General features: G+C 52.2%; 19 protein-coding genes. 6 read left to right on the top strand and 13 right to left on the bottom strand.

What is annotated here, in order from left to right:
- Positions 1 to 117: 117 nt before the first annotated feature.
- Positions 118 to 1,029, top strand: coding sequence for a helix-turn-helix transcriptional regulator (locus NYE69_RS29455; RefSeq protein ID WP_328271341.1), 912 nt, complete (start codon positions 118 to 120; stop codon positions 1,027 to 1,029).
- A 68-nt stretch (positions 1,030 to 1,097) separates the two neighbouring features.
- Here the strand turns inward: NYE69_RS29455 and NYE69_RS29460 are convergent, their stop codons facing one another.
- Together NYE69_RS29460 and NYE69_RS29465 are read right to left on the bottom strand one after the other, a co-directional pair.
- Positions 1,098 to 1,457, bottom strand: coding sequence for a hypothetical protein (locus NYE69_RS29460; RefSeq protein WP_328271342.1), 360 nt, complete (start codon positions 1,455 to 1,457; stop codon positions 1,098 to 1,100).
- Positions 1,441 to 1,743 (bottom strand): hypothetical protein, encoded by a 303-nt coding sequence (locus NYE69_RS29465; RefSeq protein WP_340929531.1) that lies wholly within the window; start codon positions 1,741 to 1,743, stop codon positions 1,441 to 1,443. The genes NYE69_RS29460 and NYE69_RS29465 overlap by 17 nt, the downstream gene beginning before the upstream one ends.
- Before the next feature lie 285 nt (positions 1,744 to 2,028).
- Here NYE69_RS29465 and NYE69_RS29470 point away from each other — a divergent pair, with 285 nt between their 5' ends.
- The gene (locus NYE69_RS29470; RefSeq protein ID WP_328271344.1) at positions 2,029 to 2,244 is read left to right on the top strand and encodes a helix-turn-helix domain-containing protein; all 216 of its coding nucleotides are present in this window, start codon (positions 2,029 to 2,031) and stop codon (positions 2,242 to 2,244) included.
- 176 nt (positions 2,245 to 2,420) lie between these two features.
- Here the strand turns inward: NYE69_RS29470 and NYE69_RS29475 are convergent, their stop codons facing one another.
- The 3 genes from NYE69_RS29475 to NYE69_RS29485 form a co-directional block, all read right to left on the bottom strand.
- The gene (locus tag NYE69_RS29475) at positions 2,421 to 2,642 is read right to left on the bottom strand and encodes a hypothetical protein (protein ID WP_328271345.1); all 222 of its coding nucleotides are present in this window, start codon (positions 2,640 to 2,642) and stop codon (positions 2,421 to 2,423) included.
- A 2-nt stretch (positions 2,643 to 2,644) separates the two neighbouring features.
- Positions 2,645 to 3,286 carry a DUF3990 domain-containing protein gene (locus NYE69_RS29480; protein ID WP_328271346.1) on the bottom strand — a complete coding sequence of 214 codons (642 nt, stop codon included), beginning with the start codon at positions 3,284 to 3,286 and terminating at the stop codon, positions 2,645 to 2,647.
- Between the two features lie 631 nt (positions 3,287 to 3,917).
- Positions 3,918 to 4,274 carry a HesB/IscA family protein gene (locus NYE69_RS29485; protein WP_128629706.1) on the bottom strand — a complete coding sequence of 119 codons (357 nt, stop codon included), beginning with the start codon at positions 4,272 to 4,274 and terminating at the stop codon, positions 3,918 to 3,920.
- A gap of 196 nt (positions 4,275 to 4,470) precedes the next feature.
- Between NYE69_RS29485 and mqnE the strand changes: the two genes are divergently transcribed.
- Positions 4,471 to 5,577 carry an aminofutalosine synthase MqnE gene (gene mqnE, locus NYE69_RS29490; RefSeq protein ID WP_340929536.1) on the top strand — a complete coding sequence of 369 codons (1,107 nt, stop codon included), beginning with the start codon at positions 4,471 to 4,473 and terminating at the stop codon, positions 5,575 to 5,577.
- Positions 5,578 to 5,626: 49 nt separating this feature from the next.
- Entirely contained in the window at positions 5,627 to 6,694 is a 1,068-nt protein-coding gene (locus tag NYE69_RS29495; protein ID WP_328271348.1) for an NAD(P)/FAD-dependent oxidoreductase, read from the top strand.
- A 28-nt stretch (positions 6,695 to 6,722) separates the two neighbouring features.
- Here NYE69_RS29495 and NYE69_RS29500 read toward each other — a convergent pair whose 3' ends face one another.
- On the bottom strand, positions 6,723 to 6,962 hold the full coding sequence (locus tag NYE69_RS29500; RefSeq protein ID WP_328271349.1) for a YuzB family protein: 240 nt from the start codon (positions 6,960 to 6,962) through the stop codon (positions 6,723 to 6,725).
- 79 nt (positions 6,963 to 7,041) lie between these two features.
- Between NYE69_RS29500 and NYE69_RS29505 the strand changes: the two genes are divergently transcribed.
- On the top strand, positions 7,042 to 7,287 hold the full coding sequence (locus NYE69_RS29505; protein WP_036620067.1) for a NifU family protein: 246 nt from the start codon (positions 7,042 to 7,044) through the stop codon (positions 7,285 to 7,287).
- A gap of 78 nt (positions 7,288 to 7,365) precedes the next feature.
- Here NYE69_RS29505 and NYE69_RS29510 read toward each other — a convergent pair whose 3' ends face one another.
- From NYE69_RS29510 to NYE69_RS29530, 5 genes are read right to left on the bottom strand one after another with little or no spacing between them, the layout of a single operon-like run.
- The gene (locus NYE69_RS29510) at positions 7,366 to 8,391 is read right to left on the bottom strand and encodes a tyrosine-protein phosphatase (protein WP_340929541.1); all 1,026 of its coding nucleotides are present in this window, start codon (positions 8,389 to 8,391) and stop codon (positions 7,366 to 7,368) included.
- A 33-nt stretch (positions 8,392 to 8,424) separates the two neighbouring features.
- Positions 8,425 to 9,258, bottom strand: a complete 834-nt coding sequence (gene phnE / locus NYE69_RS29515; RefSeq protein WP_328271351.1) for a phosphonate ABC transporter, permease protein PhnE — start codon at positions 9,256 to 9,258, stop codon at positions 8,425 to 8,427.
- Positions 9,259 to 10,056, bottom strand: a complete 798-nt coding sequence (phnE, locus tag NYE69_RS29520; protein ID WP_340929544.1) for a phosphonate ABC transporter, permease protein PhnE — start codon at positions 10,054 to 10,056, stop codon at positions 9,259 to 9,261.
- Positions 10,053 to 10,853, bottom strand: coding sequence for a phosphonate ABC transporter ATP-binding protein (gene phnC / locus NYE69_RS29525; RefSeq protein WP_340929546.1), 801 nt, complete (start codon positions 10,851 to 10,853; stop codon positions 10,053 to 10,055). Before phnC ends, phnE (NYE69_RS29520) begins: the two co-directional genes overlap by 4 nt.
- A 45-nt stretch (positions 10,854 to 10,898) precedes the next feature.
- Entirely contained in the window at positions 10,899 to 11,831 is a 933-nt protein-coding gene (locus NYE69_RS29530; RefSeq protein ID WP_340929548.1) for a phosphate/phosphite/phosphonate ABC transporter substrate-binding protein, read from the bottom strand.
- Between the two features lie 180 nt (positions 11,832 to 12,011).
- On the opposite strand from NYE69_RS29530, the gene NYE69_RS29535 reads away from it, so the two are divergent.
- Positions 12,012 to 12,659 carry a GntR family transcriptional regulator gene (locus NYE69_RS29535; RefSeq protein WP_340929550.1) on the top strand — a complete coding sequence of 216 codons (648 nt, stop codon included), beginning with the start codon at positions 12,012 to 12,014 and terminating at the stop codon, positions 12,657 to 12,659.
- An 85-nt stretch (positions 12,660 to 12,744) separates the two neighbouring features.
- On the opposite strand, the gene NYE69_RS29540 is transcribed toward NYE69_RS29535, so the two are convergent.
- Both NYE69_RS29540 and NYE69_RS29545 read right to left on the bottom strand, forming a co-directional pair.
- Positions 12,745 to 13,518, bottom strand: a complete 774-nt coding sequence (locus tag NYE69_RS29540) for an SDR family oxidoreductase (RefSeq protein WP_340929551.1) — start codon at positions 13,516 to 13,518, stop codon at positions 12,745 to 12,747.
- 389 nt (positions 13,519 to 13,907) lie between these two features.
- On the bottom strand, positions 13,908 to 14,804 hold the full coding sequence (locus NYE69_RS29545) for a MetQ/NlpA family ABC transporter substrate-binding protein (protein ID WP_340929553.1): 897 nt from the start codon (positions 14,802 to 14,804) through the stop codon (positions 13,908 to 13,910).
- Between the last annotated feature and the right edge of the window lie 29 nt (positions 14,805 to 14,833).

Raw genomic sequence — 14,833 nt, forward strand, 5'->3', positions numbered from 1 at the left:
GAACAAAAGGAATAATCGTGAAAAGCAGTACGCAGGGATACCAGGACACGAACGCTATCATAATTTATTTTGTCAAGGCCCTTATCTCGGTTTTGAGCCAAAAAAGAAGGAGAACATATGGAAAAGGTTGAGCGACTAATATCCATCATCATGATCTTGCTGAAAAAGGATGTTGTTTCAACCAAAGAATTCACACAATTATTTAACGTTTCCAAAAGAACGATTCTTCGTGATATAGAAACACTGAGCTTATCAAACATCCCCATCTATTCCATCAATGGAGTTCATGGTGGCTACAGTATTATGGATGAATACAAGCTTGATAAGCGTCTTTTAAGCAGCTCCGACTTGGAGAATATATTGACTGCGCTCGGCGGATTAGAACAAATTCTAATTAGCGAAAAAGTTGCAGTGACTATTAAAAAAATAGAAACCATGGTTAGCCCCTTGTCTCCGAAGGGTTCAATCCAACTGTCATTTTATGATTGGGAGGGCCGGTCTGAAATTCGTCAAACCTTGAAGAAGTGTCAAGAAGCAATACTAGCGAGAAGGTTAATTTTATTTGATTATATTGATAAAAATGGTATAAAAACGAATAGAATGGTCGAGCCATGCCAGCTTCATTTTAGCGAAACGAGTTGGTATTTGAAAGGATTCTGTTTACATCGTATGAGGTATAGAACATTTAAATTATCTCGGATCGATCATCTTCAAATGGATGAAAAAACATTTAACCCTAGAGATTATTCATTAGAACAGGAACATGAAGCCAGTTATCAACCGGAACTAGTCGCTGTAAAAGCGTTGATTTCGCCCAGCATAAAAGATCATTTCATGGAAAGGTATGGTCGAAAGAGTATTGAAAACTATAGTTCTGAACTTTTTTTGGCAACCATCCATGTTCCTCAAAACAGTATTGGATTTCAATTTTTAGCAAGTTTCGGTACAAATCTAGAAATCGTAGAACCCAAATCATATGTTGAAGAATTTCGAAATTATTTACTTAAAATGGTGGATAAATATTCCTAAAAGGTCCCTTGCGGTGTTGGCGCACCTTGAGCCGTTGCAGCCGCGTAGGTTCTTCGGGTAGCGCAGCCCTATCGTACAACTCTGAACTCTTCCCCGGCGTCCGGATCGTTTATAACACATTCGACAAGAAAGTCGAGCGCCGACATCCGCAGCAGGCAGGAGGCCACCTCCGCGACAATCTCGTCCGTCTGCTCGATCCCCTTCGCGACCCGAACGGAATACTTGATCTCGCGTGAAATGTAAAGGCGCGGATGGTTTGCGGTGTCGGCATAGCGTATGACACAGCGCAAAACGAGATAGTTACCGCTAAAATATAGCGCCAGGTCGTCGCGGATTAGCCACGCCCGGTGCAGATCATAATCGAGCGGATCGCCGCAGAAATAGCCGTCGACGACCAAGACGCGTTCAAGATCAAGGGTTTCCGGCATGTGCAAGCACCTCCAATAATTCGAGCGCGGTCATAGCAGCGATTTCCAGAATCGTTAGCTTTTTCGGCAGATTGGCGTCAAACAATACGCTGCCGGGATCGCTGACCGTCCGCAGCCCGCTCTCCGTTTCAATGACTCTCTCAACAACGAGATACGTGCCTGTGCCGGATCGATCCACGTAGGCCGCGATATTTCCGCTTAATTTGACCCCATCGTAGACAAGTACGCTCGTTTCGCCTAAACCGTCGGGGTCTTCGCAAATCTCCGTTACTTTTACGAGGTTCACTCGAATCATCCCTCCAATGCCGCTACATCCTGCTTAAATTTGAAATAATTAACCGTAAATCAATCCAGTTTCCGCCGCGTGTCCGGACATATAGCCGCCCGTTTATCCGTCGGCCTCCACGATACATGGTCTTCGCCTCCTAAATCTAAAAATGGGTGCAACAAATTAGCGGAAAAACTATATTTTTCCGAAAAAAGATGGTATACTTGCCTTCGCGACTATACGCTTGAGGTTATATTTATAATATACGCCTATGGTCATATTTAGTCAAGGAGGGTTTCTATTTTGTTGAAAATTAGAGTCAAACTCAAGGGGTTATTAAAGGAGAAGGGTATAACTCAAAAGGAGCTGGAAGAGCGAACAGGAATTGCACAGGCTCGCATTTCAAAACTTTGCAGTCCTGACCGACAAGAAGTGAATCTCGAAATGTTAGCAAAAATTGCTCATGCGTTGGAAATTACAGATATCAGAGAATTGATCGACTTTGCACCAGAAGAATAGCATACCGGCCGCCGACTGTTGAGTTTGCTTTTTTATCTTTAAATGGAATTGGCCGATTTTTCCAGCCCGGAGGAGAAGTGACAGGGTGGTAAGATTGAGTGTTATTTTGACACTAATAAAAACGCCAGCTCGCGAAGAGATTCCGCAAAGCTGGCATTAGTTAAATTTTAACACTTTTAGACTAATTCGTGTAATCCAGACTGTTTAGAAATTGACATAGCCCAAGATTGAGGGGACTCATGATGTACCTGTTCCGGCATAGATTGCAATAGTGACATGAAGTTCGATTCTTTAATCATTTTCTTCGCTGCACTTTCACTTACACCAAATTTCCAGCAGATTTCTTTTGTGATTTCGGTAATCAACCACATATCCGCCATATCTAAATTATTAATCATGCTTACCACCTCACTTGTTTTGTCCTATTATATTGATCGATTATGTCAAATTTATTAAATTTGAGAGATAAGTTCACTAGTTCCTCATCCTCATGGAATGAGAGTTGGTTGTACCTCTCCGAGTAAGGAGCGATACCTTTATAATCATATCCATCTTGAGTATATCCATGAATCAATTGTTCTACAGATATTTCACCAGATACATACTGTTTACACAGATACCCGATAGCCCTACCGTCAGCAAGTGAACCGTATGTCCATTTAAAATCATGAGGCGTATCTAAAGTGCGATACATACGATTAAATACTATATAATTTGCCCACTCACTATCCAACTGATGGAAAACTTTTCTTTGCTCCTTAGGAACAGTATACAGTAGCTGTGAATCCAATTCAAACGAAATTATAATTCCTCGGTCTTCGCGTCTCAACGCTCCATTCTTAGGGGAGCGTTCCCTTTCTTGCAGCAGTTTTGCCCTTTCTGCGGCCTGTTGATAACTAGTAGTTGTATAAAAGCCTTTACCGAAATCAAGATTTATTAGGGCGTCTTCCCGATGAATCAAAATTCTATCTTTTATGGAGTCTAGGTATTTTAAGAGCGTTGCATGAAAAACAAGTCTGGGAAACTGTATGTAATCCGACATAATTCTGCTCCGCCTTGCATATTATTATCCTAACTCTCCTTGGAGGATAGGACTAATATAATAATACGACAAATAGGAACAATTTCCCACAAGACATTTGTTCTGAACAGCGCAGGCCCAAGGGAACGCTCCGGCAAGCCTGTGCTAGTTATTTTATTTCGCTATATTTCATTTCTGCCACTATTCGCGTTCGCGCCGTCGCGATATTCCCGCCCCTTACTTCCGTGCCTGCATTCGCGTCGGCGGCTCCCTCTTCCAGCTTATACGTAACGCACGCGACTATTGAGCGTCTGTAGCCGAATGTTGACGATCATGTAAAATAGGCCGAAAGGTCCAGCAAGTCCAGGTGATTCGTGGGTACTCGCGGCTGTCCAGGCCCCTGGGAACGCATCTCTCCCGTTTTTTTAACGACATAATAAAACGACCTCCAAAGCGTGTATTTACGCAGTAGAGGCCGTGATCTTCAACCCTAAAACACTGATTTCGGGGTTGTTAATGTACAGAGTTAATCGGGGTCGATAAGGCTCAATTTAGCAGCGCGAGCCGCATCCCCAAACGTTCATTTGAGCAATGGTTTCCGTTTCGGCTTGCGCTTGGATCAACAAATGGAAACCGCGAGCTACGCCCCTCCTCAATCACAAGGCTGCGGCGCGCCTTCTTCATCTTTAAACCGGAACGACTGTCCGCAGCCGCAGGTGGCGATGGCGTTCGGGTTGTGGATGGTGAAGCCGCCGCTCATGCCGGATTCCTTGAAATCGATCTCCAGCCCGTTCAGATAACGGATGCTCTCCTTTTCAACCACCACTTTAAGCCCTTTGACGTCCATGTAAACGTCGTCTTCGCTCTCCTGATCGTCAAGTCCCATGCCATATGAAAAACCGCTGCAGCCGCCGGGATTGACCCCGACGCGAAGGAACATGTTCGGCGTTTCCTCCTCAGCGAGCATATCTTTAATTCGCGCCAGCGCGCTATCGGTAATTGTAATCATGTTTTTCACACTCCTTTATAAGAAATTATACTCCACAACCCGAATCCGCTCAACAAATCCGATAAATCCGAAAAAAGCGATATTTCTCATTGCCGGATCATTTTCCAAGGGGTAGGCTTATTGCCCCCTTAAAAAGTGAGGTTTATAATAGGATGGTGGTTTCATTGTCAGAATCGTTGGAAACGGAGGGAATGTCATGTCCACAGTCGTCACCCCCAACACGGAGCAAAAAATGGCGGAAATTGCCGATAAAGTACGCCGCGGGGAACGCCTCACTCTGGAGGACGGGGTCTATCTATATGAAAGCGACGATATATTGACAATTGGGCAATTAGCCAATGAGGTCAATTTGCGGAAAAATGGGAAAAAGGTTTATTTTATCGAAAATATGAGCTTGTACTTTACGAATGTGTGCGAGTCGCACTGCGCGTTCTGCAGCTTCCGCAAAGATCAGGGCGAAGAAGGAGCGTACACATTGTCCGGCGAGGAAATGGTTGCTTTCGTGGAGCAGCACATTACCCCCGGCGTTCGAGAATTCCATATCGTAGGCGGGCATAATAATCATGTCCCTTTTCAATATTATGTGGATTCGCTGAAAGCGCTGAAGGAGCGTTTTCCGCATGTGACGCTCAAGGCGTATACGGCGGCGGAAATCGAGTTTTTCACCCGGCTTAGCGGCCTCAGCACCAAAGAAGTGCTGGTGGAGCTGCAAAAAGCCGGCCTGCAGTCGTTAACCGGCGGCGGCGCGGAAATTTTGTCCGATCAATACCGGGAAAAAATGAAGGTGGAAAAAGCGAATGTCCAGCAGTATTTGGACGTTCACCGGACCGCTCACGAGCTAGGCATGAAAACGCCGACCACGATGCTGTACGGCTCGATCGAATCGTATGAGGACCGGGTTCGCCACATGCTTCAAATCCGCGAACTCCAGGACGAGACCGGCGGATTTAGCGTGTTTATTCCGCTGTCCATGCAGCCGCGCAACAAAAACGCCAGCATCATGCGGCGGAATTCTGCGTACGAGGATCTCAAAACGATCGCGATCAGCCGGCTGATGCTCGACAATATCCAGCATATCAAGGCGTATTTCATCAATATCGGCGTGCAGCTGACCCAAGTCGCCCTCACGTTCGGAGCCTCCGACGTGCACGGTACGATTTTGAAGGAGCAAATCAGCCACGCGGCCGGAGCGCAAACGCCGGAAGGGCTCACGCTGAAAGAGCTGATCTGGCTTGTCAAAGGGGCCGGGCGCATCCCGGTCGAGCGGGACACGTTCTACAACGAAATCAAAGTTTACGAATAAAGACCGGATCAAGCCTTGCGCCTAAAGTTCCGGCAAAAGGGGAATTCGAATGAAGAAGCAGTTCGTTGTTCTTGGCGGAGGGTACGGCGGAACGACCGTGATTCACGAGCTGTTCAAAGGCCGCCGCATCCCTTCGGACATACAAGTCGTCCTCGTTGATCGAATGCCCTTTCAAAGCTTAAAAACCGAATACTACGCCCTGGCGGCAGGAACCGCCTCGGACCACGAATTGCGGGTTTCTTTTCCCGATTATCCCGGGCTTACGATCAAATACGGGGAAGTCGCCTCGGTGGAGCTGGAGCAGCGGCGCATTTTATTTCAGGACGGCGATCCGTTGGAATATGACCAGTTGGTGATCGCCCTGGGATGCACCGACAATTTCCACGGGATTCCCGGAGCGGCGGAGTATTCTTGCACCATCCAGTCGTTCGCTGCGGTTCGCGAAACGTATTTGCGGCTGAACAACGCGAAGCCGTACAGTAAAATCAACATCGTCGGCGGCGGACTCAGCGGCGTCGAAGTCGCCGCCGAGCTGCGGGAAAGCCGGCCGGACCTGAACATCGCCATCATTGACCACGGTTCGCGCGTGCTCTCCGCTTTTCCGCCGAAGCTATCGGAATACGTGGAGAAATGGTTCCATGAGCATGAGGTTGAAACGCTGTCCCATATAGCGATTCAATCCCTCGAACCCGGGGTCATTCACCATGAACAAGGCGACATCCTTTCCGATGTCACCGTCTGGACGGCCGGCATCCGCCCCGTCGACATCGTACAGGCGCTGGATGTGGCCAAGGATCGCCAGGGCCGCGTGCTGCTGAACGAATACCATCAAATTCCGGAGCATCCGGAAGTATTCGTGTGCGGCGACTGCGCCAGCCTGCCGTTTTCGCCCAGCGCGCAGGCGGCCGAAGGGCAAGGCCATCAAATCGCTCAAGTCGCCTCCGCATTGTGGCTCGGTGAACAGCCCCGGCTGCACCCGATCAAACTGAAAGGGACGCTGGGTTCTTTGGGCAAAAAAGCCGGTTTCGGCCTCATGGGCAAAACGCAGGTGAAGGGCCGCGTCCCGCGCCTGCTCAAAAGCGGCGTGCTGTGGATGTCCAAGCATCATATTGGATAAACTCGGAATGTGCCTGATTTAATTTGCGTTAGTCCGCGGACGCGGATTCCTTAATTTTCAGCAGAATCCGCTCATACAGCCGGTCGGCGTTTTCCGCCTCCACCGGCTCCCCGTCGACCAGCACGTATGGGAACATAAAGCAGGTGCCGCAGTTGGTCAGGCAGCCGTATTCGTATACGTCGCACTCCTGCTGCTCGCGCACTTTTCGGATCGCCTCGCCGGTCCCGAACCCGGCATTGTTTGCACAAAATTCAATAATCGGCTTCACTTTTCGGCCTCCCGCTTAAGAAGCATTTAAATTTTATCTATTCTGTATTATAATAAGTCAAGAAAGGAGTTGAACATAGATGAGCGAAAATGTACAAGATAGATTGTATGACGAAGTTTCCGAAGTGCTCGACAAGCTGCGTCCTTTCCTGCAACGCGATGGCGGCGACGTGGAATTGGTCGACGTGGAGGACGGCATCGTCAAACTGAAACTGATGGGTGCCTGCGGCAGCTGCCCAAGCTCCACCATCACGCTCAAAGCGGGGATCGAACGCGCCCTGTTTGAAGAAGTGGAAGGCGTGGAAGAGGTAGTCCAAGTATTCTAAGACCATCATGATGCAATAATAAACTCGGCCCGACCGGTTTTAGCCGGCGGGGCCGAGTTTTTTTGTTTGGCTGAATCTCTACTGCAAATAAAAATCGCGAAGCCGGCGCAGCTCTTCCAGGCTCAAGCCCAGTCCAATCGTCCAATACGTTTCGAAGCCGCCGTACTTGCGGTCAATCTCGTCAAAAGCCGCTTGCAGGTAGGCAGGTCTGGCTTCGATCAGCGCGGACCGCACTTCCTCCGGCAAGTGCTTCATCGCTTCCGCCCAAGCCGGGTCGCCCCCGCCGCCGACTTCGCCGTTCAGGCGCTCCGCAAACCGGTTCGTCAGCGCATAATCGCTTAAGATATCTTTGCGATCGACGCCAAGCGCCTGTAAAATCAACGAACCGACGAAGCCGGTGCGGTCCTTGCCCGCCGCGCAGTGGAACAGAACCGGCGCTCCCCCCTGATCGAGCAGCCGCCGCAGGAAAAGGGCCGCCAGCTCAGTATTACCGACCATCATCCGGTTCGCATCGGCCAGCATGTTTATCGTCATGCCGTCCGCGCTGACGGAGGCCATCTCCCCAGGATCGGCCGAAGCCATAAAGGAGAGATTCTCGTTCAATTCGCCGCTGATGCGCGGGCTCGGATAGCGGCGGACTTCCCCCGGCGTGCGCAGGTCGCAGATCCAGACAATGCCCAGACTGCGGGCATATTGCCTGTCCCACTCCGTCATGCGGGCGAGTTCCGCCGAACGGTACAGCTTGCCCCACTGCACGCGCCGGCCCTCAGCCGCCGCATAACCGCCCATATCCCGGAAGTTCGGAACACGCTGCAAGGGAACGATCCGCTCCGCCACCGGCGGCAGCAGCTCATCGCCCAGCCGGATATGATAATAGCTGCGCCCTTCCGGCTGCGGATCGGGAAAAGCGCACGCGGACGGGCCCAATGTTTCCGCGATCAGTTTGGCCTCCCGTTCCTCGAATTGCGGCTGCGAACTCCAATAGATTTGCACCGGCAGGTTCGCTTCTTCCCGCAGCCAGGACAAACGCAGTTCCCCCACTTCCGTCCGCTCCAGTCTAACCCGCTCACCTTGCAAGCCGGCTGTTTCGATTTTTCTGGTCATTATAAATTAGCCCCTTCCCATTTGAACGTTTGGTTACGATTTTTTGCGGAAACTCAGCTTCAACCGATTGGAAATGAGCTCGACGCTGAACACCATGGCAAAAATAACAAACCCGACGAATAATGCCTGATCAAACTTGTAGCTCCGCATCGCGTGGGACAACTCGTATCCGATGCCGCCGGCGCCCACCGCGCCCAGGATGGTCGATTCCGCCAAATCCCCCTCGAACCGCATGACGCACCATGCCAGCAGCGCCGACACCGCGCAGGGCAGCACTCCTTGCAAAACGATCGCAAACCAGCCCGCGCCCGTGGCCCGCAGCGCTTCGATGACGCCTTCGTCCACTTCTTCCAGCGACTGGGCGAACACTTTGATCAGGCTTCCGACAGCGCCGATCATAATCGCCAGCACGCCGGGCAATGGCCCCATGCCGACCGCCACAATGAAGATCAACGCCCACACCAGCGTCGGGATTGCACGCAGCAAGGAAGCGACGCCGCGAACAAGCCAGGCGACCGCCGGATGCGGCGTAATATTGTCGGCGGCCAGAAAAGCGAGGAAAAAGGAGATGACAATCGCCAGCACCGTGCCCAGTACGGCCACCTGAATGGACTCCGCCGCCGCAGACAACACATAGTTCCATTGCGAGATGTCCGGGGGAAACATTTTGCTCGCCGTGCCGGCGAATTTCGCCGCTCCTTCCAGCAGCCGGCCGTAATCGAGATCAAGCTGGATCAGACAAAATACGAAAAAGGCGGCCGCAACGGCTCCATACCCGGAGAACGCCAGCTTGCGCCTGACCGCGTGCCGTTTGGCCAGCCGCAATCGCCCATTTACGGCCGTAACGTTTGGAGTATGTTCGTTCATTCAAATTAGCCTCCTTCTGATTCGGCCGGTCAAGAATTCCGTGCCCAGGACAATGATCAGCACGAGAATGATCGCCATGCTGACTTCCTTGTACTGGAATAGTTTGATACCGGATTGGATCGCAAAGCCCAGCCCGCCTCCGCCGACCATACCGACGATGGTGGAGGCCCGCACGTTGATTTCCAGATTGAACAGCGACCAGCCGATAAAACTGGGCAGAAACTGCGGCAGCACGGCTTGCGTCAGCACGGCCCAGTAACCCGCTCCGGTTGCCCGCAGCGCCTCGACCTGGCCCATATCGATCTCCTCCAGCGAATCGGCGTAACAGCGTACGAGCATGCCGACCGAGACAAGGACCAGGGATAAGATGCCCACCAGATTGCCCAGCCCAAAGGAAGCGACGAACAAAATCGTCCAAATCATCACCGGGATGTTACGGAGCAAGGCGGAAAACCCCCGAACAACGACGCGCAGCGCCGAATTCGGCGAGGTCGTGGCCGCCGCGAACAGCGCCAGGAAGCCGGCGATCAGCGAGCCGACGACCATGGCGACAAAGCTCATGTAAATCGTATCCAACGCCGGATCGATCAGACCGGGAAACTTGGCGGTATCCGGCGGCAGCAAATCGACGAACAGAAACCTCGCCCCGTTGCCGAGTCCGCCTGAAAGCGCTGCAGGATTGAAGTTTGTGCCAATCGCCGACCACACGGTCAACCCTATCAGCAGGACGGCAAAAAGAAGCAACTGATTGCGTTTGGTTTGCCGGATATGACGCAGCCCGCGGCAATCCCGCTTCATACGACCACCTCCGCCGCCTGCCGGGGCTCCGGCTCGCTAAATGAAGCGTCCTTGGGTTCCCGGGCGTAGATTTTGGCGATAAGCTCATCCGTCAGCTCCTCCGGCGTACCGTCGAAAACTTTCGTCCCCTTGTGGATACCGATGATGCGGGTCGCGTATTTTCGGGCCATATCGACTTGATGCAAGTTGCACAGACAAGCGATGCCGTCCTCCTTGCAAAACCGGTGCAAACTGCTCATCACCGTCTCGGAGGAAGCCGGGTCCAGACTGGCGATCGGCTCGTCGGCCAAAATTAGCTTCGGCTTCTGGGCGAGCGCCCGGGCAATGCCGACCCGCTGCTGCTGGCCGCCGCTCAGCTCATCGGCCCGCTTATAGATCTGCTCTCCCAAACCGACGCGCTCGAGCAGGCGCTCGGCCTCCTGAATGTCCCGCTTGGAGAACAAACCCAACGCGCCGCGCCACCAGCTCATATAGCCAAGCCGGCCGTGCAGGACATTGGTCAGAACGGACAAGCGCTCCACCAGATTGAAGCCCTGGAAGATCATGCTGATTTCCCGGCGCAGCCGTCTCAGCTTCCGGCCGCTGGCTCCCACGGTCTGTTCTCCCTGAAAACGGATGCTGCCCGACGTTGGCTCAACGATCCGGTTCAGGCAGCGGAGTAGCGTACTTTTGCCCGCTCCGCTCGGTCCGATGACCGCGACAAATTCGCCCGCCTCTACCTGGATATCGATGCCGCCCAGCCCTACAGTTCCGTCCGCGTATACTTTCCGCAAACCTTCCACCTGCAGCAATGGCATTTTTTTCAACCCCTCCGTCTCTATTTAGGTTTTATTTCTATCGGATTATTGACTCAGCATTTCCTCCGGGGACATCTCCAGCATTTCCGCTACTTCGCGCACGCCGTCAAAATCGGAATCTTCCGCCGGAAAGAAGCCTTTAGCCCCCATCGCCTGGAAATATTCGGGATGTTCCTCCCCGTAACCCAAAGCGAACTCGCGCATCTTGTCCACCAAATCCCGCGGTAAATCGCCGCGATAGGCGAGCGCGCCTCCGCCCTTGATCGGATCGGACTCAGCGATCACGCGGATATCCTCGGGGTTGAACAGCCCGCTACCCGCAAACATCTCGATGCACTGGCTGCAGGTGGCCGCCGCGTCGGCGTCCCCGTTGGCGATTGCCAGCAGCGACTTGTCATGCCCGCCGGAAAAAGAAACGTTCCCGAAGAACTCCGGAATTTCATCGTTTTTAAGCCCAAGCAGCTTCATCAAAGTGGCCCGAGGGTACAAATGCCCGGTCGTCGAAGCCGGATCTGCAAACAGGAAGTCCTTCCCTTTCAAGTCCTGCACGGTCTGAACCGGGGAATCCTTCGGCACGATGATCACGCTTGTCCCTTCCGAACCCGGGCCGTTGCCCATGGAGGCCAGCAGCTTGGCCCCGCTTCGTTCCGCCGCGATGATGTAACCGAAGGGCCCGTAAGTCGTCAGGTCGATCTTTTTCGAGCGCATTGCTTCGATCATCATGTTGTAATCCTCGCCTTGAAACGTCTCTACCTTAATCCCCAAGTACTCGCCAAGATCTTTGGCAAATTGATCCGACGTGCGGCTTAATTCGCCATCCTCCATCGGCAGGCTGCCAACGCGTAGCACGGACGGCCAGCCTGCCGGCACATCGCCGCCGCTTCCGGCACTTGCGCCTTCTTTGCCCCCGCAGCCCGCCAGCGCCAGCAACACGGCCGAAATAAGCAACGCTATGACCCACTTTCCTTTTTTTAACACAATACTACCTCCTTTCTTGTATACAACTAGAATACAAGTTGAGTGTAAGGATTTTATTTTCGTAAATCGCAAGTTTTGTTAAACTGTAAATGAGGTTGCGAACAGATAGCAATCCTGCTAAGATAAGGCTGCACTTTGTTCGAAGCCGGTTTAATTCTCTTTTGGAAAGGAATTTTCGCTATGAACTCCCGATCGCTGGTCCAAACGGCTTACCAGGTTCTGAAGGAGCGGATTGTGTGCGGCAGCCTGATGCCGGGAACCTTGCTGTCCGAGAACGAGCTGGCCGAAGAGCTGCAGATGAGCCGGACGCCGGTCCGTAACGCCGTTACCCGCCTGGAGGCGGAAGGCCTCGTCCAGTCGCTCAAAAACCGGGGCATCCTGGTCAAAGAAATATCCGGGAAAGAAACGATGGATATGTTTGAGACGACGATGGCGATGCTGGCCTACGCCTTGGACATGACCCAAGAGTTGGGCATCCGCTTAAACATCGAGCGGCTGGAGGAGTTCGTGCAGCAGCAGATCGCTGCGGAAAAAACGGATGATTATCTGTCCTATATGAAAAATTCCATGTCGTTTTTTAAAGCGGTGATCTCGTCAATCAACAACCGAGCCATGATTGAAGTCATGGAGGGTTACGCCGACAAGCTGGCGATGGCCGCATATATTAACTATTTAAGAACGCCCTATGTGAAGCACTATTCGGCCAATCACCTGAACCGCTCTATTCTGGAAGCGCTGAAGGCTGGAGATACCGAGGGGGCCCGGCGCATCGTCAAAACTTTCAACATGTCGACCCGCAGCCGGATTATGAACGGAATGCCTTTTTAAGGCTAAAGGAAACAAAGCGAAAAGCCCCAAAAATCCTCCGTATGAGCAGGATCTTTGGGGCTCTCTTTTATTTAGTATCCGGTGATTAAGTAGGTTTGATCCACGGGCGGATCGGGTCCAGCCCGCCGGAGATGTCCATAATGTTCCCGGTGATGAAATCGGAATCCGGATGGCACAAAAAAGCGATGACACGGGCGATATCTTCGCCGCTGCCGGGCCGGCCGAGCGGCGTTTCGCCGTCCTGCTTCTCCCTCGCCTCGCGGATCGAAATCTCCTTGTTCCGCCCGCGAATGTCGCCGGGGCATACCATATTGACGGTAATCCCGTACGGCGCTTCTTCGACGGCGAGCGTCTTCGTAAAGGAGACGAGTCCCGTTTTGGCGGCGGCATACACCGCGCGGTGCGGCCAGGCCCGGGATTCCGCCGCGTGCCCGAAGCCGAAGTGAATGATCCGTCCCCAGCTTTTTTCTCGCATGCCCTTTAGCACCTGATGATCCAGCAGCATCGTTCCGACAAGATTGCCGTTGACCATCTCCAGAATTTCCCCCTGGCTGTATTCGGCGAACAGCTTGCGTTCCCGGATGAAAGGACCGGCGTTGTTGACGAGGATGTCGATCGTCCCCAAGCTTTCGTTCACCTGCCGGGCCAGATCTTCGATTTGCTCTCCGTGCGATATGTCCGCCTGCACCGCGATGCAGCGCACGCCCATCCGCTCGATTTCGGAACGAAGGGAGAGCGCTTCCGATTCGCTATGTACGTAATTCAGCGCGATATTGCAGCCTTGCGCGGCCAGCGTCAGCGCCGTCTTTTTTCCGAGACCTTTGGCGCTCCCGGTGATTAGGGCAACCTTACCCAGCAACGTTCCTACTCCTCCTCCCAAACTGCACGTTTACTTCCAGTATAAAAGATTTGGCGTGTTCCCACAAACGGCCAAAGACATTACATCGTTTTGAGCTTGTGGCGTATTTGAACGGTTAGTTGTAAAAGTTACAACTAGATTTAACTAAAGTTACTGAATCATATGCTTTAATTGCATATCATGCAACTACACCCAAACAATTCCGTCATCCCTTCGGATTACACAGATTTAAGTGCAGGATTTGCATTTAACACTCGTATAACCAGATATCCTAGTAAATAAGTGTGCATTCTACAATTATTCAACAATGTACCAGACAGGTACGTGCAGGAGTCACCAATAACAGAAAAATCCCGCTGCTCTCGCAGCGGGATAACTATAACAATGGCTTAAAATACCGGCACAAGCGCGCCTTTGTACGTATCGTTGATGAACGTTCTGACCTCGTCGGAAGTCAGCGCTTTGGCCAGCTTTTGGATCGCCTCGGAATCTTTGTTGTCCGGGCGGGCTACCAAAAGGTTGGTGTACGGCGAGTCTTTGTCCTCAATGAACAAAGCGTCCTTCGTCGGGTTCAGATCGGCTTTCAGCGCATAGTTTGTGTTGATCAGCGCCAGATCGACTTCAGGCAGCAGGCGAGGCAACATAGCGGCCTCGTTCTCTGTGATCTCCAGGTTTTTCGGATTTTCCGCAATGTCCTTTTTCGTGGCGGTAATGCCCGCGCCCTCTTTCAGCTTGATCAAGCCTTGTTTCTGCAGCAGCAGCAGCGCGCGTCCGCCGTTCGTCGGGTCGTTCGGGATGGCCACTTTCGCGCCGTCCGGAATTTCGTTCACGGATTTGTATTTGTTCGAGTAAGCGCCAAACGGCTCAACGTGAACGCCTACCACCGGAACGAGGTTAAAGCCGTTTTGCTTGTTTTGCTCGTCAAGATAAGGCTGATGCTGGAAATAATTCGCATCGAGTTCTTTTTCGAATAGCTGTACGTTAGGCTGCACATAGTCAGTGAACTCTTTAACTTCAAGCTCAACGCCTTCCTCTTTCAATTTCGGAGCGATAAATTTTAAAATGTCGGCGTGAGGCGACGTTGCGCCTACCACCAGCTTCACCGGTTCAGCCGCAGTATTCGTGTCTCCGCCTTCCGAACTGCCTTCAGCAGCCCCGGCATTCGCCCCGCCGGAGTTACCGCCAGCGGCGCTGCCCGCACCGCTATTGGCCGCGCTGTTGCTGCCGCAAGCGGCAAGCACCAATACAAGCGCCAATGTAAGCAAAGATAAAGTCCATTTTTTCATTGCAGTTCTTCCCCCTTAAAATGTGTTTT

Origin of the sequence: Paenibacillus sp. FSL R5-0527 (genome assembly GCF_038008055.1) — a bacterium.
Taxonomy (GTDB): Bacteria; Bacillota; Bacilli; order Paenibacillales; family Paenibacillaceae; genus Fontibacillus; species Fontibacillus macerans.